The sequence below is a fragment of the Amycolatopsis thermophila genome, from assembly GCF_030814215.1.
Classification (GTDB): Bacteria; Actinomycetota; Actinomycetes; order Mycobacteriales; family Pseudonocardiaceae; genus Amycolatopsis_E; species Amycolatopsis_E thermophila.
On the sequence record NZ_JAUSUT010000001.1, the window covers coordinates 5,862,745 to 5,883,848 of the forward strand.

A 21,104-nucleotide genomic window follows, 5' to 3' on the forward strand; every position below is an offset into this window, starting at 1 on the left:
GCCCGGGTGCCCCAGATGGGAGCCGGTTCCCGGGAAGGGCTCCCCCGGCCTGCAGCGCCGGGCGTCGGGCGGGCACCGCGCGCCCGGGTGACCCAAGTGGGGGCGGGATTCCGGGAGCGGCTGGGTACGGTTCCCCGGCCTGGCTCGCCGGGCATCGGGCGAGCACCGGGCGCATGGGGGCCCGGCGCGGGGGCCGGTCCCCGGGAGGGGCTAGCCATGAGTCCCCCGGTCCGGCGTGCTGGGCGGGCGCCGTGCGCCCGGGTGCCGGGGGTGGCCGGATTCCGGGAGGGAATGGTCATGCTTCCCCGGGCTGGTTCGCCGAGGGCCGGGCGGGCACCGGGCGCCTGGGAGCCCGCCGCGGGGGCCGGTTCCCGGGAGGGACTGGGCGCGCTCCCCCGGCCTGGTTCGCCACGCTCCCACCGCACATCCGGCGCCGGCCGGCTGCCCGCACCGGGTGGCGCGCCACCGGGTCGCCGGGCGAAGTTCCGGATCCGCCCACGGCCGAGCCCGCTACCCCGGCCCGCCGGGCCGAGCGCCCTCCCCTGGCCCGTCGGGCGGAACGCCCGCACCCGGCTCGCGGGCCTGGACACCCGCCCGGCGGCGGGCGCCGCCGGGCCCGCGCTACTCACTGGGCCTCCCGCTCGCCTCGACGCGCGGGAACGCCCGCCAGCTGCCGTGGACCGGGCGGGCACCCTCCGGGGCGTCGGCGCGGAGGGTGGCCACGTAGGGGCGCACGAGCGCGTCGATCGCGTCGTTGAGGGCGGCCAGCTCCTCCGGGGTGATCCGCAGGGCGTAGGTGTTCAGCACCGACGCTTCCTGCCACGCCCGGTCGAACTCGCCGATCGTGTCCAGGAACCGCTGCCCCAGCACGCCGTCCTCGGTGAGGCGCGCGGCCGCCTCGGCCAGCTGAGCCGTCCGCACCGCGGGGTCGGTCGCGAACTCGCCGAAGTCCAGCCCGACCGGAACCGCCCGCCACGGGCGTTCCCGGCCGTCGGTGGCTTCGACCCGCTCGACCAGCCCCCACTGCGCCAGCTGCCGCAGGTGCCAGCTGCAGTTCGACGCCGACGACTCCACCGCCTCGGCACAGTCCGTCGCCGTGCGCGGCCCCACGGCCATCAGGTAGCTCAGCAACGCCGACCGCAGCGGATGCGCCAGCGCGCGCATCAGCTCCGCGTCCCGGACCCGCCGTCGCGGCGGCAGCTCGGCCATCACAGTCCCCGATCTGTGAAAGAATCCTTTCGAAACAACTCTTTCACGTCACCGCGGGGCCCGTCAACGGCAACGGCGCGGCCCCGCACCGGAGCCGCGCCGTATAGGTCGTTATACGCTGATCAGAGTTCGACGCCGAGCAACGCGTCGACCGCCACGCGGATCAGGCCCGGCGCGCCCGAATCGCGCCCGCCCTGCCGCAGCGCCTCGTCGGCCCACGCGTCGACCGCGCGCATGGCGTTGACGGTGTCCAGGTCGTCGGCCAGGTGGTCGCGCAGCCGGGCGACCGTGTCGTCGGCCTCGGGGCCGGTCGGCAGCGCCGCCGCCTCCCGCCACCGGGCCAGCCGGGCCTGCGCGGTGGTGAGCAGGTCGCCGGTCCACGAGCGGTCGCTGCGGTAGTGGCCGTCGAACAGGGCGAGCCGGATCGCGTTGGGGTCCACGCCGTCGGCCCGCAGCCGGGACACGAACACCAGGTTGCCGCGCGACTTGGACATCTTCTCGCCGTCCAGGCCGATCATGCCGGAGTGCACGTAGTGCCGGGCGAACGGGTGCTCCCCGGAGAGCGCCTCGGCGTGCGCGGCGCTGTACTCGTGGTGCGGGAAGATGAGGTCCGAGCCGCCGCCCTGCACGTCGAAGCCCATGCCGAGCCGGTTGACCGCGATGGCGCTGCACTCGATGTGCCAGCCGGGACGTCCCGCGCCCAGCTCCGACTCCCACGACGGTTCACCAGGCCGGGCGCAGCGCCACAGCAGGGCGTCCAGCGGGTCCCGCTTGCCGGGGCGGTCCGGGTCGCCGCCGCGCTCGGCGAAGAACTTCGCCATCGTCTCGGCGTCGTAGTTGGACTCGTAGCCGAAGCGGCCGGTGGCGGTGTGGTCGAAGTAGATGTCCGGGTACTCGGCGTCCTCGGCGCGGTAGGCCGCGCCGTGCGCCAGCAGCTTCGAGATGACCTCGACGATCTCCGGGATGCTCTCCACGGCGCCGACGAACTGCTTCGGCGGCAGCACCCGCAGGGCCTCCATGTCCTCGCGGAACAGGGCGGTTTCGCGCAGCCCCAGCACGACCCAGTCGTCGGAGTCCCGCTCGGCGCGCTCGAGCAGCGGGTCGTCGACGTCGGTCACGTTCTGCACGTAGTGGACCGTGTGGCCGCTGTCCCGCCACACCCGGTTGACCAGGTCGAACGCGAGGTAGGTCGCCGCGTGCCCGAGGTGCGTGGCGTCGTACGGGGTGATGCCGCAGACGTACATGCGCGCCGTCTTGCCCGGCGCGGTCGGGCGCACCTGACCGGTGGAGGTGTCGTACAACCGGAGTGCGCGTGGAGTGCCCGGCACGTAGGGCAGCGGCACCGAGGACCAAGTCTTCATACCCCAACCCTAGGTGGCGTCCCGCTGAACCGTCCCGCCCGGTGGGATCGGTTCGCCTCACGAAGCGGTCAGCGACCGCAGTTCGCCGGGGCCGCCGAAGAACGTGTCCTGGTTCCCGGGCAGCGGCCCGGCGACCGCCGACTGCCAGAACTTCGCCGTCCACCCGCCGGGCACCTCGCCCATCGACGTGTTGTAGCGGGCCAGCCAGAGGACGTGGTCGGCGGCGAAGGCGGTGCTGTTGCCGGTGCAGGCCCGCCACCACAGGTTCGTCGTGTAGATGATCGGGGTGTGGCCGGTGCGCCGCTGCAGTTCGGTGCTGAAGTCGCGGATCCAGGCGACCATGTCGGCGGGCGCGAGGCCGTAGCAGGGCGCCACGTTGGGCGTGTCCTCCAGGTCGAGCGCGGGCGGCAGCGTCATCCCGTCGGCGAACCACTTGCCGTCGTTGGTGTGGAGGTAGGCGGCCTGCTCGGCCCCGCCCGTCTTGTCCGGCCGCGCGTAGTGGTAGGCCGCCCGGTACAGGCCGGCGGCCTTGGCGGCCCGGAACTGCGCCAGGTAGTTCGGGTTGACGTACCCGACGCCGGCGGTGTCCTTGACGAACACGAACCCCGCGCCCGCCGCCTTGGCCGCGGCGAAGTCGGGCACGCCCTGCGAGGCGCTGATGTCGAACCCGGCGACCTGCGCCGCGGGCTGGGCGGACGCCGCGGGCGCGAAGCCGACCACCGCGGCGAGGGCGACGAGCACCGCCACCATCCGGAAGATCACTTTCTCGGCCACGTCCGGACCGTAAGTCCCGGTGTCCGCGAGCGCGCGGCGCGTGACCGCATCGGGTGACTCAGGCGCCGGGGAACGACGCGGCCCACATCGCGTCCAGCCCGGCCGTCAGCTGGTCCGACGTCGGCGCGCCGTCGGGGTCGAGCAGCCACTGCACGGCCAGCCCGTCGCAGATCGCGATCACGAAACTGGCCACCGCCCGGCAGCGCGGGTCGTCGGCCGGGGTGCCGTCGGCCAGCGACCGCGCGACCAGTTCGGCGACCTTCGCCCGGCAGCGGCGGTAGTGCTCGGCGAACTGCTCCCGCAGGTACTCGGTCCGCTCGGCCTGGGCCAGGGCCTCCACATAGGACAGCAGCAGCGCGCGGCTGGCGGGCAGGCTGTCCAGCATCGCCGCCCAGGCCCGGCGTCCCCGTTCGATCGGCGGCACGGCGGGCTCGGCCATCGCGATCCCGGCCAGCTTGTCGGTCCACTCCTCGAACACCTCGCCGATCGCGGCGTTGAGCAGCCCCGCCTTGGAGCCGAAGTGGTACCCGATCGAGTGCAGGTTCGTGTCCGACGCCGCGACCAGGTCGCGCGCCGTGATGTGCGCGTAGCCCTTCTCCTCGAGCAGCCGTCGCGCGGCGGCCAGCAGCTCTTCCCGGTGACCCACGGGAGCACCCTAGCTGGACACCGGTCTTACACGCCCGTATAAATGACAGGCCGGTCACGTCGAGGAGGTCGCGATGAGCGTCGAAGCCCCGTCCCGCACGTCCACCCTCCCGCTCCCGCCCGGCCCGCGGCTGCCCGCGGGTGTGCAGACGGTGCTGTTCGGCAACTTCCGGCACGTGCTGATGCCGTTGTTGCGGCGCCGCTACGGCGACGTGATCAGCCTCGACCTCTACCCGGAACGCCGCGTGGTGCAGCTGGCGAACCTCGACCACATCAGGGAGGTGTTCAGCGGCCCGGCGGAGGTCTTCCACGCCGGTGAGGGCAACGTGATCCTCAAGCCGCTGATGGGCGAGCACTCGGTGCTGCTCACCGACGAGGACGTGCACCTGCGGGCCCGCAAGCTGCTGATGCCGGCGTTCCACGGCGCGGCGCTGCGCGGCTACCGGGACATGATCACCACGCTGGCCGAGGCCGAGGTCGCCCGGTGGCGGCCCGGCCGGGTGTTCCCGTCGCACGAGCGGATGCAGGCGCTCACGCTGGAGATCATCCTGCGGGTGGTGTTCGGCGTCGCCGAGGGCCCGCGGCTGGACGAGCTGCGCGCGCTGCTCACCCGCATCGTCGACATCGGGATCCTCGAGCTGTTCGGTTGGCACAACACCAAGCTCCGCCGGATCGGCCCGTGGCGGCGGTACAGCCTGGCGCAGGACCGGGTGGACGAGCTGCTCTACGCCGAGATCGCCGACCGCCGCAAGGCCGGTGACCTGGACGGCCGCGGCGACGTGCTGTCCCGCCTGCTCACGGTGCCGGCGCACGACGACCGGCTCTCCGACGCGGAGCTGCGGGACCAGCTGATCACCCTGCTGCTGGCCGGGCACGAGACCACCGCGACGGCACTGGCCTGGTCGTTCCACGAGCTGGCACGGGACCCGGCGCGGCAGCGGCGGGCGATCGAAGCCGCCGACTCCGGCGACGAGAAGTACCTGGAGGCGGTCGCCAAGGAGGCGATGCGGCAGCACCCGGTGATCTCGGAGGTCGCCCGGCGGCTGACGAAGGACGTCGAGATCGGCGGCTACCGCATCCCGGCGGGCCACACCGTGATGCCCTCGATCGCCCTCGTCCAGGGCGACGCGCGGCACCACGAGTCGCCGGCGGCGTTCCGGCCCGAGCGGTTCCTCGACGGCGGCCCGGCCGCCGGAACCTGGTTCCCCTTCGGCGGCGGTGTGCGGCGCTGCCTGGGCGCTGGCTTTTCCCTGCTCGAGGCGACGATCGTGCTGCGCGCCGTGCTGACCCGGTTCGCGCTGGAGGCGGACCGCGCCCGCGGCGAGCGCGCGAAGCCGCGCCACATCACGATGGTCCCCGCCCGCGGGGCGCGGATCGCGGTCATCCCGCGGGCGTGAGGAGCAGGGCGGCCATCGCGACCAGCGCGAGCACCTTCACCGCCTCGAGCACGATGTAGGCCAGGTGCGCCCGTGACCGCGGCACCGTCTCCCCCGCCAGGACGCGGTCCGAGCGCCGGTTCAACGGCGGCCGGACCGCGACGAGCTGCGCGAGGAGCACGACCGCGGCGGCACCGCCGGCCAGGTACACCGGCCAGCGCACCGGCGACACCGCGATCCCGGCCGCGACCAGCACCGCCAGCACCACCTCGGCCCGGTTGAGCGCCCGGAACACCAGCCGCCCGATGCCGAGGCCGATCGGCACCGTCACGCCCGGCGCCCGGAACTTCAGCGGCGCCTCCAGGAACGAGATCGCGAGCACCATGCCCAGCCACAGGCAGGTGAGGCCACCGGCGAGCTCAGTCACGCACATCCTCCAGTTCGACCACGCACGCGTCGGGTTCGGCGAAGGGCAGCAGCGCACGGGCCCGCAGCGGCCCGCCCTCCAGCGCCCCGCTCACCATCCCCCGGTGCACCGAGCACACCGCGTCCCGGTGGCGGGCCGCCAGCTCCAGGAACGGGCAGTGCCGCAACCGGATCCGGTGCGGTTCCGCGGCCGGCTCCGGCGCGAAGCCCAGCTCGTCGAGCAGGCCCACCACCTCCCCGGCCGTTCCGGGACGGTCGGCCAGCCGGCGGCCCCACGCGACGCCCGCCGCGGCCGGATCACCGGGGCCGCCCAGCAGCACCTCGGCCAGCGCCTCGTAGCGCCGGTCGCGGCCGCGGGCCGTGCCCGGTGGCACCCGGTACTCCGCGGGGGGCCGTCCCGGGCCGGACGCCCGCCCGGGGACCCGCTCGACCAGCTCGTCGGCGACCAGCTGGTCGAGGTGGAACCGGACGCTGTTCGGGTGCAGCCCCACCTGCCGGGCCAGCTCCGCGACACCCACCGGTCCCGCCTCACGGACCGCCCGCAGCACCTGCTCGCGGCGCTGTGTCATCTCGCGGCCTCCCCTGCGGTTATGCTGGCCCCGAATTTATCCGAGAATTTCTCGTACTAACAGGGGGACGAGTGCACGACCACACCCCGAGCGAGGCCGTCCCGGCGAACCTGCGCGAACTGGCCACCGCGAACGGCGCGGACGGCATCCTGTGGCGGCTGCGCGAGGACGGCCGGCAGCTCGACGCGAACCTCGTCCGCCTGCCCGCCGGCGAGCGGATCGACACCCACGCCGAGCCCGACCTGGACGTCCTGCTGGTGGTCGTGGCCGGCACCGGCACCCTGACCACCGGCGACGGACCGCTCGAACTCGGCCCCGGCTCACTGGCGTGGCTGGCGCACGGCCAGGCCCGCGCGATCGACGCGGGGCCCGAGGGCCTGTCCTACCTGACCGTGCACCGGCGCCGCCCCGGCATGCGGATCGGGATCCGCTGACGCCGTCGCGCGCAGGTGGTCGTCGCTGCGCACCGGAGGTGCCACCCGCCGCGGCCGGGCCTGGGCTAACGCCGTCGCGTGCGCAGGTAGTCGCTGATCACCGCGGCGCCCAGGCCGTCCACCTCGGGCGCCACGACCCGTCCGCCGGACCGTCGCGCGATGAGGTCCACGAACACGGCCAGCCGCGGGTCGTCACCGAGCCGGAACACCGACACCGATGCCCCCATCTTCGCCAGCCGGTCCACTTCGGACAGGGTTTTGACCAGCGTGCGCGGCTGGGGCGGGTAGTCGAACTCCGCCGTGCCGTCCGGCTCCAGGTGCGCGGTCGGCTCGCCGTCGGTGACCATCAGCACCACCGGCTGCGCGTTGGGGTGCCGCCGCAGGTGCCGTCCGGCCAGCAGCAGCGCGTGGTGGGCGTTGGTGCCCTGCTCCCACACGCCCTCCAGGCCGACCAGCTCCGGCAGCTCGACCGACGTCGCGTAGCGGCCGAAGGTGATGAGCTGCAGCGCGTCGTTGCGGAACCGGGTGGAGATCAGCTGGTGCAGCGCCAGCGCGGTGCGCTTCATCGGCAGCCAGCGCCCCTCGGACACCATCGACCACGACGTGTCCACGCACAGCGCCACCGCGGCGCGTGACCGCAGCTCGGTCTCCACGACCTCCACATCGGACACGTCCAGCCGCACCGGCCCGCCGCCGGCCGAGGCCGTCCGCAGCACCGCGTTGCGCACGGTGCGGGAGACCTCCCACGGTTCCCGGTCGCCGAACTGCCAGGGCCGGCTCGCCCCGGTCGGCTCCCCCGCCGCGCCCGCGGATTCGGTCTGCCGCTCGCCGGTCTTGCCGCGCAGCGAGTGCACGATGTCCGACAACGCGGTCTCCCCCAGGCGCCGCAACGCCTTCGGGGTCAACCGCAGGGAACCGTCGGGCGCGCGTTCGAACAGACCCTGCGACCGCAGTTCACGCTCCAGTTCGGACAGCCGCCGCGCGTCGACCCCGGCGTCCGGCCCGAGCTGGCGCTCCAGCGTCTCGAGGTCGATGTCCTCCAGCCGCGCGCCCGGATAGGACTGGGCCAGCTGCTCGGCGAGCGCGTCCAGCTCGGCCAGGTCCTGCATCGCCTGCGCGCCTTCGCCCAGCCCCAGCGGGTCCTGCCCGCGGAACCGCGCCGAGGACGTCCAGTCCTCCCCCGGCCGCATCGCCTGCAGCCGGGCATCCAGGCCGGCCAGCTGCTGCCCGATGCGCGGGTCGCCGAACGCCTGCTGCGCCAGCTCGGCCAGTTCCGCCCGCTGCTCGGCCGACATCGAGTTGAGCATCCGCTGGGCCGCGGCGGCCCGCGCCGCGAGCGCGTCGATCAGCTCGTCCACGTTCCGCGGGTTCTCCGGGAAGAACTCGCCGTGGCGGCGCATGAACTCCGCGAACCGCTCGTCGATGTCGTCCACGCCGCGGGCGTGGGCGTCGAGCAGCGCGTTGAGGTCGGACAGCATCTGGTGAACGCGTTCGACGTCCTCCGGGCTGGTGCTCTGCAACGCCTCCTTCATGCCCTCGAACCGGGCGTCGAGCATCTCGCGGCCGAGCAGGTCGCGGATCTGGTCGTACTTCTCGCGGCCCTCCTCGGACCGCCACGGGTACTCGGACAGCTCCCGCACCGCGGCGGCCGTGCCCGGCGGCAGGGCGTCGAGCTGCGCCTCGGCGAACCGGGCGTCGTCGGAGGGGTCCGGGAACAGTGCCCGCCGCTCGGCGTCGAGCGCCTCGTCGAGCAGGCGCCGCACCTCCTGGAGGGTGCCGTCGAGCCGGTGCCGCCGCTGGATCTCCGCCCGGCGCTGCCACACGCGCCGCGTCATCTCGTCCAGGCCACGGGTGTTCGGCGTGCCGCGGCGCAGCAGCTCCTCCAGCGCCGACCGCGGCGAGGCCCCGTCCATCACCTCGCGGCCGATCTCGTCCAGCGCCTCACGCAGGTCGATCGGGGGTGCGAGCGGGTCCGGGCCCTCGTGCCAGGGGCCGTAGGACCAGCCGTCGGGTGCGGTGGTCACGGCCCGTACACCGTGGTCGCGTCGTCGGAGTCCTTGGCCAGCTGCCGGGCCAGGTAGAGCGACTCCAGTGCCAGCTCGACGGCCGCCGCGATGCGGCCGGGCTCGTCCGTGGCGGACGCCCCGGCCCGCTGGGCGACCTCGTGCAGCACCGGCAGTTCGGGCAGCGCGGCCAGCAGGTCGGCACCCGGCACGCGCTCACCGGTGGCGACCAGGTGCCCGTTCGAGACGGCCTCGACCAGCGGGCGCAGGTTGAGCCCGCCGAAGCGTTCCCGTGCGGTTTCGGCGACCGCGCGGCGCAGCAGGTGCACCAGGTGCTCGGTCTCGCGGCCCTCCTCGCCCGGCTCGAACTCGATCTTGCCGCGCAGCACGGCGGGCACGGCCTCCAGGTCGACCGGCCGGGCCACCGCGGGGTGCTCGCCGGTGAGGGCGGCCCGCCGCAACGCCGCCGCCGCAACGGTTTCCGCCGCCGCGACGGCGAACCGGGCCGACACGCCGGAACGCTGGTCGACCACGGTGGACTCGCGCAGGTTGCGCACGAACCGCGCCAGCACCTCCAGCAGCGGCTCGCCGACCTCGGCGACCAGGTGCGCCTCCTGGCGGACCACGTCGACCTCGGCCGCCACGGTCAGCGGGTAGTGCGTCCGGATCTCCGCGCCGAACCGGTCCTTGAGCGGGGTGATGATCCGGCCGCGGTTCGTGTAGTCCTCGGGGTTGGCGGTGGCGACGAGCAGCACGTCCAGCGGCAGCCGCAGGGTGTACCCGCGGATCTGGATGTCGCGCTCCTCCATCACGTTGAGCAGCGCGACCTGGATGCGCTCGGCGAGGTCGGGCAGCTCGTTGATGGCCACGATGCCGCGGTGCGCGCGCGGCACGAGTCCGAAGTGGATGGTCTCCGGGTCGCCCAGGCTGCGGCCCTCGGCGACCTTCACCGGGTCGACGTCACCGATGAGGTCGCCGACGGAGGTGTCCGGAGTGGCCAGCTTCTCCGTGTAGCGCTGGTCGCGGTGCAGCCAGGTCACGGGCAGCTCGTCGCCGAGTTCGGCGGCGCGGCGGCGCGAGGCCGGGGTGATCGGCTCCAGCGGGTGCTCGGCCAGCTCGGACCCCTCGATCACCGGGGTCCACTCGTCGAGCAGCCCGGCCAGGGTGCGCAGCAGGCGCGTCTTGCCCTGGCCGCGCTCGCCGAGCAGCACGACGTCGTGGCCGGCCAGCAGGGCGCGTTCGAACTGGGGCAGCACGGTCCGGCCGAACCCGACGATCCCCGGCCACGGGTTGCGGCCCTCGCGCAGCGCGGCGAGGAGGTTGTCGTGGATCTCCGTCTTGATGCTGCGCGGCAGGTACCCGGCGGCGCGCAGCTCCCCCGCGGTGCGCGGGAGGTTCTCGGGTGCGGGTGTCACGACTACGACGCTACGCACGTCTGGCGGTGCCGTCGACGTGGAGCAGCTCCAGCGGCCACGTGCCGTATTCTGGTTCGCCGTGTGCTGTCCCAGTGCGACCCTCACCGTGTGGGCCTCGGCGTGGCTGTCCGGTACCGCCGCGTCCGACGACGTCCTCGACGCCCTGCTGGCCTGGGGCGAGGCGCACGAGGTGGTGGCGGCCGACGCCGAAACCGCGGTGTCGCTGGACCTCCCGCTCGCCGGGGACTTCCCCGCCACGCCGGTCCAGCTGCTCGCCGCGCTGCGCGCCCACGGCGCCGGGCCGGCCCGGCTCGTGCTGCCCGCGCCCGGTGACGCGCGGGGCCTGGGCGGGGGCGGCTCGTTCACCGAGGCCGCGATGAAGGCCGGTGAGGCCGTGCTGCTGCCCGATCTCGGGTTCGGGCTGGTACCGGTGCCCATCGCCGAGGGGCTCGTGCGGTGGTCCGTGCACAAGATCCCGGTGGCCACGGGGCCCGACCACGTGGGCCTGAGCGAGGCCGAGCACGGACTGACCGACGCGATCCGCGACTCGGCGGGCGCGCTGCAGGCGCTGGACGTGGCACGGGACCGGCCGGGGGTGCGGGCCGAGCTGGCGGCGAAGCTGCGGGCGCGGCCGAACCTGCACTGGCCGGCCGGGACGCCCGGCCGCGCGCTGCGGGTGCTGCAGCGCGCCGACGAGGTGGGCGCGATCCTCGCGATCGCCGAGATCGACGACCCGGGCGGTGCCCTGTCGTCGTCGGCGGCCACCCGCCGCGCCGACGCCCTGCGGCCGCTGAACACCGCCGTCCGCACCGCCCGCTACGCCGCGGTCAACGAGGCGGTCCGGCAGCTCACCGAGCAGGCCGACCGGCAGCCCTGAACGGCGGCTCGATCACCGGTGAGGTCCGGAGCCGCGGCCGGGGCGTGCTGTTCGTCGCCACGGCCGGGTCGCCGGAGGCCGCGTCCCGAAGCGGCGGGCCGGCCCGTTCCGTGGTTTGATCTCCCGCGTCGTTTCCTGATCTCACGGGGGAGCTTCGTGGACTACCTGGACCCGGCCCGCAACCTGATCTCGTTCGGCACCGCCGCGGGGATCTTCGTGGAGTCCTCGCCCGCGCAGGCCGTCGACGCCTTCCGGCAGGCCTGGGAACGCGTCTCGGCCGAGCACGGCATCGAGGCCGGCCAGGTGACCCGCATCGAGGCGTACTGGCAGCCCTCGCACTGGGACGAGCGCTACCTGCGGCACACCTTCGGCGAGGTCGACCTGGAGTACGTCTTCGACCGGCCCGAGCCGGACGGCTGGCACGTCGCGCTCGACCGCGCGCGCGAGGTCCTCGACGAGGCGACCGCGATCGCCGACTGACCCGCACGCCGCCCGGGGTCAGGCGCGGGAGGGCCGCTTCGCCGGCTCGCAGCAGCCGATCGCGCACGGCGCGCCGTTCACCGTGCAGCCGCCGGCGGTGAACTCCGACAGCTTGCGCACCGGTGCACCGGTCAGGTGCTCGCGCACCAGCTCCACCACCAGCTCGGCGAACCGCGGGTCGCCGTTCGGGGTGGCGGCGCGGGCGAACCCCATGCCGTGCTCGGCGGCGCGGTCGGCCGCCTCGTTGTCCAGGTCCCAGATGACCTCGAGGTGGTCGGAGACGAACCCGACCGGGCACACCACGACCCCCTCGACCCCGCGCGCGTGCAGCGCGTCGAGGTGGTCGACGATGTCCGGCTCCAGCCACGGCACCTGCGGCGGGCCCGACCGCGACTGCCACACGACGTCGTACTCCGCCACCCCGGCCTGTTCGGCGACCAGGCGGGCGGCCTCGTGGATCTGCCGGGAGTAGCGGCGGCCGCCCTCCTCGGGCGGGCCGGCGGCCTGGTCCGCGCTCTCCGGCACCGAGTGCGCGGTGAACACGACCCGCGCACCGGGAACCTTGTCCAGACCGGCCCGCAGCGCGTCGGCGAACGCGCCGACGAACAGCGGGTGGTCGAAGAAGTGGCGCAGCTTCACCAGTTCCGGCGCGCCCTCGCCGACCGCGGCGCGGGCCCGCTCGATGTCCTCGTCGTACTGGCGGCAGGCCGAGTAGCCACCGTAGGCGCTGGTGGGGAACACCAGCGCGCGGCGCACCCCGTCGGCCGCCATGCGGCCGACGGTGTCCTCGACCATCGGCTCCCAGTTGCGGTTGCCGAAGTACACCGGCAGGTCGATGCCCTGCGCGGCCAGTTCCTTCTCCACCGCGGCGATCGCCTCGCGGTTGAGCCGGTTGATCGGCGACACGCCGCCGAAGTGCTGGTAGTGCTCGGCCACCTCGAGCAGGCGCTCGCGCGGCACCCCCCGCCCCCGCGTCACGTTCTCCAGGAACGGCATGACGTCGTCCGGTCCCTCCGGACCGCCGAAGGACAGCCACAGCAGCGCGTCGTAACCCACGGCGGTGATTCTGCCGTTGTGGCCGTCCCCACGCCTGGCCGGGTCACTCCCACCCGCCGGCCCGCCACCCCCCTCAACGGACACGCTTCGCGTGGCAGTCACAGTCCGAGGGCGTGCACCCCGCCGTCGACCATGATCATGGAACCGGTGGTGGCGGGCAGCCAGTCCGACAGCAGGGCGCACACGCTCTTGGCGACCGGCGTCGGGTCCTCGGCGTCCCAGCCCAGCGGCGCGCGGTCGCCCCAGCCGCCCTCCAGCTCACCGAAGCCCGGGATGGACTTGGCGGCCATGGTCTTGACCGGGCCCGCGGCCACGAGGTTGACGCGGATGCCCCGCGGGCCCAGCTCACGCGCCAGGTACCGGTTGACCGACTCCAGCGCCGCCTTCGCCACGCCCATCCAGTTGTAGGCCGGCCACGCCACGCGCGCGTCGAAATCCATGCCCACCACCGACGCGCCGGGAGAGAGCAGCGGCAGCGTGGCCTTGGCCAGCGACATGAACGAGTAGGCCGAGACCTCGACCGCGACCGAGACGTCCTCCTTGGGGGCGTCCAGGAACGGCGCGCCCAGGCAGGACTGCGGCGCGAAACCGATCGAGTGCAGCACGCCGTCGAGCCCGTCGACGTGTTCGCGCACCCGGTCGGCGAGCGTGTCCAGGTGCTCGGAGTTCTGCACGTCCAGCTCGATCACCGGCGCCTCCTGCGGCAGGCGCTTGGCGATGCGCTCGACCAGCGAGAGCCGGCCGAAACCGGTGAGCACGACCTTCGCGCCCTGTTCCTGGGCGACCTTCGCGGCGTGGAACGCCATCGACGCGTCGGTGATCACGCCGGTGATGAGCAGTCGCTTACCTTCCAGAAGTCCGGCCACGCCTGTCCTTTCGGTGTCTGTTGGGAGAAACTCAGTGACCCATGCCGAGGCCGCCGTCGACCGGCAGCACGGCGCCGTTGATGTAGCCCGCGTCGTCGGAGGCCAGGAAACGCACCGCGGCGGCGATGTCCGCGGTCTCGCCGTAGCGCCCGGCCGGGATCTGGGACAGCGCCGCGTTGCGCTGGTCCTCGGTGAGGGCGTTGGTCATGTCGGTGACGATGAACCCGGGTGCGACGACGTTGGCCGTGATGTTGCGCGACCCCAGTTCGCGCGTCAGCGAGCGCGCCATGCCGACCAGCCCGGCCTTGCTCGCCGCATAGTTGACCTGCCCCGCCCCGCCGGAGAGCCCGACGACCGACGAGATGAAGATGAACCGGCCCCACTTGCCGCGCAGCATGCCGCGGGAGGCGCGCTTGGCGACGCGGTAGGCGCCGGTGAGGTTGGCGTCCACGACCCGGGTGAACTGGTCCTCGCTCATCCGCATCAGGAGCGTGTCGTCGGTGATGCCGGCGTTGGAGACCACCACCTCGACCGGGCCCTGGTGCTCCTCGACCTGCTTGAACGCGGCGTCGATCTGCTCGCTGTCGGTGACGTCGGCCTGCACGCCGAACAGTCCCTCCGGCGCCCCGGACCCGCGGTGCGTGACCGCCACCTGGTGCCCGTGCTCGGCGAGGTCCCGGGCGATGGCCAGGCCGATGCCGCGGTTGCCGCCGGTGACCAGTACGGACCGTCCCACGTGACACTCCTCGTCGTGATTGCTCGCAGTTGCCCGGTGAGGTTATCCGGCGGCGCACCGGCCGGGCAGCACCGCCCGGCCGCTACCTCGAAGTAACCCGGTGAGCCCGGTCACGAGCACGTCCGGCTCGAGGATCGGCGGGCCGGGGGGTTCGCGGGCCACCGGCGGGTTCTCGCCGCCGTCGCCTGCCCGTGCGGTGCGCGATGACCGCGCGGTGGGCTCCGGCGTGTTGTCCGGCAGCGCCCGGCGAGCCCGCTCACGAGGCCTTCGGCTTAAGGGATTGTTAGCTCTCGGCCTCGGCTCTTGTCCGGGACCGGCCGCGCGCCCGAACGTGGTCGGCGGTCACGGACAAGGGAGTTTCGGATGACGACACGGATCGACACCGGCGGACAGCGGCGCGCGGGGCGCCGCGTGGTGAGCAACATCCTGCGCGGCTCGGTCGGCAACCTGATCGAGTGGTACGACTGGTACGCCTACACCGCGTTCAGCGTGTACTTCGCCGCCACCTTCTTCCCCAAGGGCGACTCGACCGCGCAGCTGCTCAACACCGCGGGCGTGTTCGCCGTCGGGTTCCTGATGCGGCCGCTGGGCGGCTGGCTGCTCGGCCGCTACGCCGACCGGTTCGGCCGCCGCGCGGCGCTGACCCTGTCGGTGAGCCTCATGGCGGCCGGGTCGCTGCTGATCGCGCTCACCCCCGGCTACGGCACGATCGGGATCGCCGCGCCGCTGCTGCTGGTGCTGGCGCGGCTGCTGCAGGGCATCTCGGTCGGCGGGGAGTACTCGACCTCGGCGACCTACATGTCGGAGGTCGCCACGCGCGGCAAGCGCGGCTACTACTCCAGCTACCAGTACGTCACCCTGATCGCGGGCCAGCTGGTCGCGCTCGCGGTGCAGATCCTGCTCCAGCAGGTGCTGACCACCGAGCAGTTGCACAGCTGGGGCTGGCGGATCGCGTTCGGCATCGGCGCGATCGGCGCGGTGATCGTGTTCTGGCTGCGGCGCGGGATGGACGAGTCGGCCGACTTCGAGGCCGCGAAGGCCGACCGCGACCACGCCGCGCACGGCACGCTGAAGGCGCTGGCGAAGCACCCGAAGGAGGTCGCCCTCGTGGTCGGCCTGACCATGGGCGGCACGCTGTTCTTCTACACCTACACCACCTACCTGCAGAAGTTCATGGTCAACACCAGCGGCATCAGCAAGCCGAACGCGGCGTGGATCAACTTCCTCGCGCTGGTGGTGTTCGTGCTGCTGCAGCCGCTCTTCGGCGCGCTGTCCGACCGGGTGGGCCGCCGTCCGCTGCTGATCGGGTTCGGCGTGCTGGGCACCCTGGTGACCGTGCCGTCGCTGACGCTGCTGGCGCACACCCGCAACCCGGTGTTCGCGTTCGTGCTGATGGTGGTGCCGCTGGCGGTCAGCGCGCTCTACACGTCGATCAGCGCGGTGGTGAAGGCCGAGCTGTTCCCGACCAACATCCGCGCGCTGGGCGTCGGGCTGCCGTACTCGGTGGCGGTCGCGGTGTTCGGCGGCACCGCCGAGTACATCGCGCTGTGGTGCAAGCAGGCCGGGCACGAGTCGCTGTTCTTCTGGTACGTCACGGTGGTCGTGTTCCTGTCGCTGATCATCTACGCGCGGATGCGCGACACCGGCAAGGATTCGGCGATCGACGCCTCCTAGAGTGAGGGCCGTGCGCGTGCTGCTGGTGGAGGACGACGACGGTGTCGCCGGCGCCCTCGTCGACTCCCTCGGCGCGCACGGCCACCGGCCCGTGCGGGTGCGGCGCGGTGCGGACGCCCTGCTGGCGCACCGCGACGCGGATCTGGCCCTGCTCGACCTCGGCCTGCCCGACCTGGACGGGCTGGAGGTGCTGCGGAAGCTGCGTGCGGTGACCGCGCTGCCGGTGATCGTCCTGACCGCGCGCGGCGACGAACGGTCGGTGGTGCGCGGGCTGCGGCTGGGCGCCGACGACTACCTCGTCAAACCTGTGCGGCTGAGCGAGCTGCTGGCCCGCATCGAGGCGGTGACCCGCCGGTCCGCCGCGGCCCGGCCGGAACCCCGGGTGGTGGTGGTCGGCGACATCGAGGTGGACCTGGATGCGCGGCGGGTCGTGGTGGGCGGCGCGGAGGTCGAGCTGACCGCGAAGGAGTTCGCGGTGCTGGCCGCGCTGGCCCGCCGGGCGGGCACGGCGGTGAGCCGGCAGCAGCTGATGGACGAGGTGTGGGGCGACGCGTACGTGGCGGTGTCGCGGTCGCTGGACGTGCACCTGACGCAGCTGCGCGCGAAGCTGCGGCGGCCGGAGCTGCTGACCACGATCCGCGGGTTCGGCTACCGGCTGGGCGCGTAGGTGCGCACCCGCGTCCTGGCCGTGCTGCTGGCCTTCGTCGTGCTCGCCACCGCGGGCTTCGCGCTGCCGCTGCTCACCGTGACCGCGACCGAGCGCACGCAGCAACTGCTGCTGGCCCGCACCGCGGATCTCGACCGGTTCGCGGCGCTGGCCGACCAGGCGGTGGCGGCGGGTGATCCGTCGGTGCTGCGGGCCGAGGTGAGCCGGTACACCGAGCTGTACGGCGAGGGGATCGTGGTGGTCACCGCGCGGCGAACACCGGTGGCCGAGACGGGCGGGCTGAGCGCGGCGGACCCGGCGATCGGCGCGCTGGTCGACGCCGCGCTGCGCAACCAGCCGAGCCAGCCGGCGGCGACGGTGCGGCCGTGGTCGCGGGCCCCGGTTCTGCTGGCCCGCCCGGCGGGGACGGGAACGAAGGTGTCCGGCGCGGTGGTGCTGCGGGCGTCGGTGACGGCGGCCGCCGAGGACGTGCGGCGCAGCTGGTTCGCGGTGCTGGCCGGGGCGGCGCTGGTGACGCTGGCCGGGGCGGGGCTCGCGCTCGGGGCGACGCGCTGGGTACTGGGGCCGATGCGCCGGCTGGACCGGGCCGTCGGGCGGCTGACCGCGGGGTTGCGCCCGGTGCACGCCGACCTGGCGGGACCGCCCGAGCTGCGGCAGCTGACCGCGGGGTTCAACCGGATGTCGGACGCGGTGACGGCGGCGCTGGACCAGCAGCGACGGCTGGTCGCGGACACCTCGCACCAGATGCGCAACCCGATGACGGCACTGCGGTTGCGCGTGGACGCGCTGCGGTCGTCGCTGCCCGCGTCGGCTTCGCGCACCTACGAGGGCGCGGTGGGCGAGCTGGATCGCCTGGAAGGACTGCTGGACGACCTGCTGACCCTGGCGACGGCCGAGCACCGGGCCGGTGAGCTGTCGTTGTCCGGCGACGGCGCCTGGTGCGACGCGGCCGCGGTCGCGGAGGCGCAGGTGCACCTGTGGCAGCCGGCGGCGGAGCGGGCCGGCGTGACGCTGCGGTTCTCCGGCCCGGCCGTGCGGGTGGCCGCGACCGCGGCGGAGGTGGCACAGATGCTGGACGTGCTGCTGGACAACGCGCTGAAGTACGCGCCGGGCGGGGAGGTGTCGGTGTCGTGCGGGGTTGCGCAGGCGTGGGCCGAGCTGGCGGTGCGGGACTTCGGGCCGGGCCTGTCGCCGGCGGAGCTGGCGCAGGCGCAGACCCGGTTCTGGCGCGCGGAGCGGCACCGCTCGCTGCCCGGGACCGGCCTGGGGCTGGCCATCGCCGAGCGCCTGGCGGCCGGACGGGGCGGGCGGATCGCACTGCAGGCGGCGGACCCGCAGGGCCTGCTGGTCCGAGTGCTGCTCCCCCGGGCGGCGGAGGTGCAGCGGTGAGCAGTGCTGTCGTGTCCCTCGCGGCCGGCGTCCGGACACCGCTCTCCCCTGGAGCCGTCATGACCCCCGAGCCGGCATGACCACCCGCCGCAGCATCCTCCGCGCCGGCGCGGCTCTCGTGGTGACCGGCGCCGCTCTCACCGCCGGTGCGCCACCGTCGGCCGGCGGGCCCGTCGGCCGCCTGCGGATCGCCACGGGCGAGGAGTCCGGGTTCTACCTCGCGTTCGGGCAGTTGCTCGCCGCGGAGACCGGCGCCGCCTACCCACGCCTGCGCACCGTCGCGATCCCCACCGAGGCCAGCGTCGCCAACCTGGAGATGCTCGCCGCGGGCAGCGCGGACCTCGCCCTCGCCCTCGCCGACATCGCGGCCGCCGCGGTCACCGGCACGGCCCCCTTCGGCCGCCGCATCGGGCTGACCGCTCTCGGCCGCGTGTACGAGAACTATTTGCAGCTCGCCGTGCGGGCCGACTCCCCCGTCGCCTCCGTCGCCGATCTCGCGGGTCGCACCGTGTCCCTCAGCGCCGCCCGCTCCGGCGCGGCCGTGCTCGGGGAACGGCTCCTCGCCGCCGCCGGGGTCAGCCCGGCCGTCCGCCACCTGCCGATGCTCGAGGCGGGCGAGGCGCTGAAGAACCGCACCATCGACGCCATGCTCGTCTCCGGCGGCGTTCCCCTCCCCGTGCTGTCCACACTGGACAGGGAGGTGGGCGTCCGGCTGCTGCCGCTGGCCCCCTACCTCCCGGCGCTGCACGGCTTCGGCTACGAGGCCGTCCAGGTGCCGGCCGGCGCGTACCGCTCCCCCGAGGTCGGCACCATCGGCGTCGCCAGCCTCCTCGTCTGCCGGCCGGACCTGCCCTCCGACGTCGCCGCCGCGGTCACGCGCGTGCTGGTCCAGCGCGCCGCCCAGCTGGTGCCCGCGCAGGCCGTCGCGACCCAGTTCCTCGATGTACGGTCGCTGATCGGAACCGGTAGCGTTCCCCTGCACCCCGGAGCCGTGGAGACGTATCGCGCACTGCACGGCTGAGCTGGAAGGAGCCGTGCCCGTGACCCAGGTCCGCCCGCCGGTGGTGGCGATGCCGCTGCGCGTCCGCTACCACGAGTGCGATCCGCAGGGCATCGTCTTCAACGCCCACTACCTGGCCTACTTCGACATGGCGTCGTTCGAGTTCTTCAAGGCGCTCTTCGGCTCCTACGACGACCTGCGCGACCGCGGCGTGGACTGCGTGGTGGCCGAGTCGAACCTGAAGTTCCGGGCGCCCAGCCGGTACGACGACGAACTGGTCGTCGAGGTCGCGATCGACCACCTCGGCACGACCTCGCTGATCCTGGCGTTCACGGTCCGCCGCGGCGACGACGTCGTCGCCGAGGGCACCAACCGCTACGTGTTCGTCGACGCGGCCGAGCTCACCAAGGCCGCCCCGCCGGAGGACGTGCGCGCCAAGCTGCTGGCCCACACCTGACGCGCACCTCCGCGGATCTCACGCCGGCTGGACGCCCGGACGGCCGTCCTCGACGACGTAGCTGGCGCGGGTGCTGACCGGCGCGCCCGGCTTCGTCACGTACGGCACCACGCGGAAGTCGCTCTGCCAGCGCTGCCGGTCGACGTTGACGCGCACGTAGCCGCGCTGCGAGTTGAAGAACTTCAGGTGCGGGTTGGCCGCGAGGAAGTTCTGCCCCTCGGCGGTCATGTCCGCGCCGTCGGCGCCGCTGGTGATCGAGGTGCCGACGAACTCGCTGCCGACGGTGGCCGAGGCCGGATCGGCGTAGTCGCGCTTGAGGTCCCACGCGTAGTTCTGGTGCCGGTCACCGGTGATCACCACGAGGTTGCGCACGTCGCGGTCCTGCGCCGCGGCGAGGACCTTGTTGCGCTCGGCCACGTAGCCGTCCCACGGGTCGAGGAACACGTTTACCGGGCCGCCCGGGTCGCGGTCGGTCTGGCCCATCGGCGCCTGGTTGCCCAGCACCTGCCAGCGCGCCCGCGAGTCCGCGAAGCCCTCGATCAGCCAGTCCCGCTGCGCGGGCCCGAGCAGGGTGCGTTCCGGGTCGAGCCGCTCGGTGCAGGTCGCCGAGCTGCCGTCGCCGCACGGCTGGTCGTCGCGGTACTGGCGGGTGTCGAGCATGGTGATCTCGGCGAGCGTGCCGAAGGACAGCCGCCGGTGCAGCCGGACGTCCGGGCCGGAGGGCATCTGCGTGTGCCGGTAGGGCAGGTTCTCGTAGTTGGCCTGGAACGCCTGCGCGCGGCGCTGGCGGAACACGGCCGGGTCCTGGTCGGGCTCGGTGTCGGCCTGCGAGATGTCGCCGGCCCAGTTGTTCTCCACCTCGTGGTCGTCGATGGTGTGGATCCACGGGAAGCGGGCGTGCGCGGCCTGCAGCGGCGCCTCGGCCTTGTAGAGCGCGTACTGCAGCCGGTAGCGGGCCAGGTCGAAGGTCTCGGTCGTGAACCTGTCGTCGACGGTGACCCCGCGCTTGTTGGTGCCCACGCCGGACTCGTAGAGGTAGTCGCCCAGGTGCACGACGAAGTCCAGGTCCTCGGCGGCCATGTGCTCGTAGGCGGTGTAGTAGCCGTCCTGCCAGGCCTGGCACGAGGCGAACGCGAAGTTCAGCTCCCGCGGCGAGGACCACCGCGCAGGCGCGGTACGGGTCCGGCCGGTCATCGAGATCTCGCCGCCGGCGCGGAACCGGTAGAAGTACTCGTGGCCGGGTGCCAGCCCGGAGATCTCCGGGTGCACCGAGTGGCCCAGCTCGGGCGTGGCGATCGCGCTGCCGCGGCGCACCACCGCGCGGAACCGCTCGTCCAGGGCGACCTCGTACTCGACGCGCACCGGCACGGCGGGCATACCGCCGGCACCGTCGGCGGCGAACGGGTCGGGCGCGAGCCGGGTCCACAGCACGACGCCGTCGGGCGCCGGGTCACCGGAGGCGATGCCGAGGGTGAAGGGGTTCGCCCCCTTCACCGGGCCGGCGTAGGCACCGGCTGCGGTCCAGGCGCCGGTGCCCAGCAGCACCGCCGCGGCTCCCGCCCCGCTGAAGCCGAGGAACCGGCGGCGGGACAGGTTGTTCGGGCGCACGACCATGCGAGGTCCTCCTGTGGTGGGATAGGGAGCACCAGGATGCTCGGCCCCGCAGGTGGCCGTCGGCAGCCGCACGGGC

21 protein-coding genes are annotated in these 21,104 nt (G+C 73.8%); 9 read left to right on the forward strand and 12 right to left on the reverse strand.

Going from position 1 to position 21,104, the window contains the following annotated elements; all coding sequences use genetic code 11:
- Window positions 1-621: 621 nt before the first annotated feature.
- The 4 genes from FB470_RS28800 to FB470_RS28815 all read right to left on the reverse strand — a co-directional run bounded on the left by FB470_RS28800 (window position 622) and on the right by FB470_RS28815 (window position 3,990).
- The gene (locus tag FB470_RS28800; RefSeq protein WP_306996544.1) at window positions 622-1,209 is read right to left on the reverse strand and encodes an ArsR/SmtB family transcription factor; all 588 of its coding nucleotides are present in this window, start codon (window positions 1,207-1,209) and stop codon (window positions 622-624) included.
- 122 nt (window positions 1,210-1,331) lie between these two features.
- Window positions 1,332-2,570: a cysteine--1-D-myo-inosityl 2-amino-2-deoxy-alpha-D-glucopyranoside ligase gene (gene mshC, locus FB470_RS28805; protein ID WP_306996545.1), complete on the reverse strand. Its 1,239-nt coding sequence runs from the start codon at window positions 2,568-2,570 to the stop codon at window positions 1,332-1,334.
- A gap of 57 nt (window positions 2,571-2,627) precedes the next feature.
- Window positions 2,628-3,344 (reverse strand): GH25 family lysozyme, encoded by a 717-nt coding sequence (locus tag FB470_RS28810; RefSeq protein ID WP_306996546.1) that lies wholly within the window; start codon window positions 3,342-3,344, stop codon window positions 2,628-2,630.
- Between the two features lie 58 nt (window positions 3,345-3,402).
- Window positions 3,403-3,990 (reverse strand): TetR/AcrR family transcriptional regulator, encoded by a 588-nt coding sequence (locus FB470_RS28815; RefSeq protein ID WP_306996547.1) that lies wholly within the window; start codon window positions 3,988-3,990, stop codon window positions 3,403-3,405.
- 73 nt (window positions 3,991-4,063) lie between these two features.
- On the opposite strand from FB470_RS28815, the gene FB470_RS28820 reads away from it, so the two are divergent.
- Complete coding sequence (locus FB470_RS28820; protein WP_306996548.1) at window positions 4,064-5,386, forward strand: cytochrome P450; 1,323 nt, start codon at window positions 4,064-4,066, stop codon at window positions 5,384-5,386.
- On the opposite strand, the gene FB470_RS28825 is transcribed toward FB470_RS28820, so the two are convergent.
- Window positions 5,370-5,792 (reverse strand): hypothetical protein, encoded by a 423-nt coding sequence (locus tag FB470_RS28825; RefSeq protein ID WP_306996549.1) that lies wholly within the window; start codon window positions 5,790-5,792, stop codon window positions 5,370-5,372. The genes FB470_RS28820 and FB470_RS28825 overlap by 17 nt on opposite strands.
- Window positions 5,785-6,360: a helix-turn-helix transcriptional regulator gene (locus FB470_RS28830; protein WP_306996550.1), complete on the reverse strand. Its 576-nt coding sequence runs from the start codon at window positions 6,358-6,360 to the stop codon at window positions 5,785-5,787. Before FB470_RS28830 ends, FB470_RS28825 begins: the two co-directional genes overlap by 8 nt.
- 71 nt (window positions 6,361-6,431) lie before the next feature.
- On the opposite strand from FB470_RS28830, the gene FB470_RS28835 reads away from it, so the two are divergent.
- Window positions 6,432-6,794 carry a hypothetical protein gene (locus FB470_RS28835; RefSeq protein ID WP_306996551.1) on the forward strand — a complete coding sequence of 121 codons (363 nt, stop codon included), beginning with the start codon at window positions 6,432-6,434 and terminating at the stop codon, window positions 6,792-6,794.
- Window positions 6,795-6,859: 65 nt separating this feature from the next.
- Here FB470_RS28835 and FB470_RS28840 read toward each other — a convergent pair whose 3' ends face one another.
- Window positions 6,860-8,818, reverse strand: coding sequence for a VWA domain-containing protein (locus FB470_RS28840; RefSeq protein ID WP_306996552.1), 1,959 nt, complete (start codon window positions 8,816-8,818; stop codon window positions 6,860-6,862).
- The gene (locus tag FB470_RS28845; RefSeq protein ID WP_306996553.1) at window positions 8,815-10,212 is read right to left on the reverse strand and encodes an ATP-binding protein; all 1,398 of its coding nucleotides are present in this window, start codon (window positions 10,210-10,212) and stop codon (window positions 8,815-8,817) included. The genes FB470_RS28840 and FB470_RS28845 overlap by 4 nt, the downstream gene beginning before the upstream one ends.
- Window positions 10,213-10,291: 79 nt before the next feature.
- On the opposite strand from FB470_RS28845, the gene FB470_RS28850 reads away from it, so the two are divergent.
- Window positions 10,292-11,089 carry a hypothetical protein gene (locus FB470_RS28850; protein ID WP_306999523.1) on the forward strand — a complete coding sequence of 266 codons (798 nt, stop codon included), beginning with the start codon at window positions 10,292-10,294 and terminating at the stop codon, window positions 11,087-11,089.
- A 156-nt stretch (window positions 11,090-11,245) separates the two neighbouring features.
- Window positions 11,246-11,569, forward strand: coding sequence for a hypothetical protein (locus tag FB470_RS28855; protein WP_306996554.1), 324 nt, complete (start codon window positions 11,246-11,248; stop codon window positions 11,567-11,569).
- 18 nt (window positions 11,570-11,587) lie between these two features.
- Here FB470_RS28855 and FB470_RS28860 read toward each other — a convergent pair whose 3' ends face one another.
- From FB470_RS28860 to fabG, 3 genes are all read right to left on the reverse strand, one after another.
- Window positions 11,588-12,625: a ferrochelatase gene (locus FB470_RS28860; RefSeq protein ID WP_306996555.1), complete on the reverse strand. Its 1,038-nt coding sequence runs from the start codon at window positions 12,623-12,625 to the stop codon at window positions 11,588-11,590.
- Between the two features lie 98 nt (window positions 12,626-12,723).
- Entirely contained in the window at window positions 12,724-13,491 is a 768-nt protein-coding gene (gene fabI, locus FB470_RS28865; RefSeq protein WP_306996556.1) for an enoyl-ACP reductase FabI, read from the reverse strand.
- A 31-nt stretch (window positions 13,492-13,522) separates the two neighbouring features.
- A complete protein-coding gene (gene fabG, locus FB470_RS28870) occupies window positions 13,523-14,227 on the reverse strand; it encodes a beta-ketoacyl-ACP reductase (RefSeq protein ID WP_306996557.1) in 705 nt (234 codons plus the stop codon).
- Between the two features lie 363 nt (window positions 14,228-14,590).
- Between fabG and FB470_RS28875 the strand changes: the two genes are divergently transcribed.
- The 5 genes from FB470_RS28875 to FB470_RS28895 all read left to right on the forward strand — a co-directional run bounded on the left by FB470_RS28875 (window position 14,591) and on the right by FB470_RS28895 (window position 19,414).
- On the forward strand, window positions 14,591-15,901 hold the full coding sequence (locus tag FB470_RS28875) for an MFS transporter (protein WP_306996558.1): 1,311 nt from the start codon (window positions 14,591-14,593) through the stop codon (window positions 15,899-15,901).
- 10 nt (window positions 15,902-15,911) lie between these two features.
- Complete coding sequence (locus tag FB470_RS28880; protein WP_306996559.1) at window positions 15,912-16,568, forward strand: response regulator transcription factor; 657 nt, start codon at window positions 15,912-15,914, stop codon at window positions 16,566-16,568.
- The gene (locus tag FB470_RS28885; protein ID WP_306996560.1) at window positions 16,569-17,957 is read left to right on the forward strand and encodes a sensor histidine kinase; all 1,389 of its coding nucleotides are present in this window, start codon (window positions 16,569-16,571) and stop codon (window positions 17,955-17,957) included.
- A 76-nt stretch (window positions 17,958-18,033) separates the two neighbouring features.
- Window positions 18,034-18,978: a TAXI family TRAP transporter solute-binding subunit gene (locus FB470_RS28890; protein WP_306996561.1), complete on the forward strand. Its 945-nt coding sequence runs from the start codon at window positions 18,034-18,036 to the stop codon at window positions 18,976-18,978.
- Between the two features lie 19 nt (window positions 18,979-18,997).
- Window positions 18,998-19,414: an acyl-CoA thioesterase gene (locus FB470_RS28895; protein WP_306996562.1), complete on the forward strand. Its 417-nt coding sequence runs from the start codon at window positions 18,998-19,000 to the stop codon at window positions 19,412-19,414.
- Window positions 19,415-19,432: 18 nt separating this feature from the next.
- On the opposite strand, the gene FB470_RS28900 is transcribed toward FB470_RS28895, so the two are convergent.
- Complete coding sequence (locus FB470_RS28900; protein WP_306996563.1) at window positions 19,433-21,028, reverse strand: alkaline phosphatase D family protein; 1,596 nt, start codon at window positions 21,026-21,028, stop codon at window positions 19,433-19,435.
- Window positions 21,029-21,104 lie beyond the last annotated feature (76 nt).

Excerpts from the sequence above, each read along its gene's own strand:
- FB470_RS28800 (WP_306996544.1), bottom strand. The coding sequence starts at position 1,209 with ATGGCCGAGCTGCCGCCGCGACGGCGGGTCCGGGACGCGGAGCTGATG.
- mshC (WP_306996545.1), bottom strand. The coding sequence starts at position 2,570 with ATGAAGACTTGGTCCTCGGTGCCGCTGCCCTACGTGCCGGGCACTCCA.
- FB470_RS28820 (WP_306996548.1), top strand. The coding sequence starts at position 4,064 with ATGAGCGTCGAAGCCCCGTCCCGCACGTCCACCCTCCCGCTCCCGCCC.
- FB470_RS28830 (WP_306996550.1), bottom strand. The coding sequence starts at position 6,360 with ATGACACAGCGCCGCGAGCAGGTGCTGCGGGCGGTCCGTGAGGCGGGA.
- FB470_RS28875 (WP_306996558.1), top strand. The coding sequence starts at position 14,591 with ATGACGACACGGATCGACACCGGCGGACAGCGGCGCGCGGGGCGCCGC.
- FB470_RS28890 (WP_306996561.1), top strand. The coding sequence starts at position 18,034 with ATGACCACCCGCCGCAGCATCCTCCGCGCCGGCGCGGCTCTCGTGGTG.
- FB470_RS28900 (WP_306996563.1), bottom strand. The coding sequence starts at position 21,028 with ATGGTCGTGCGCCCGAACAACCTGTCCCGCCGCCGGTTCCTCGGCTTC.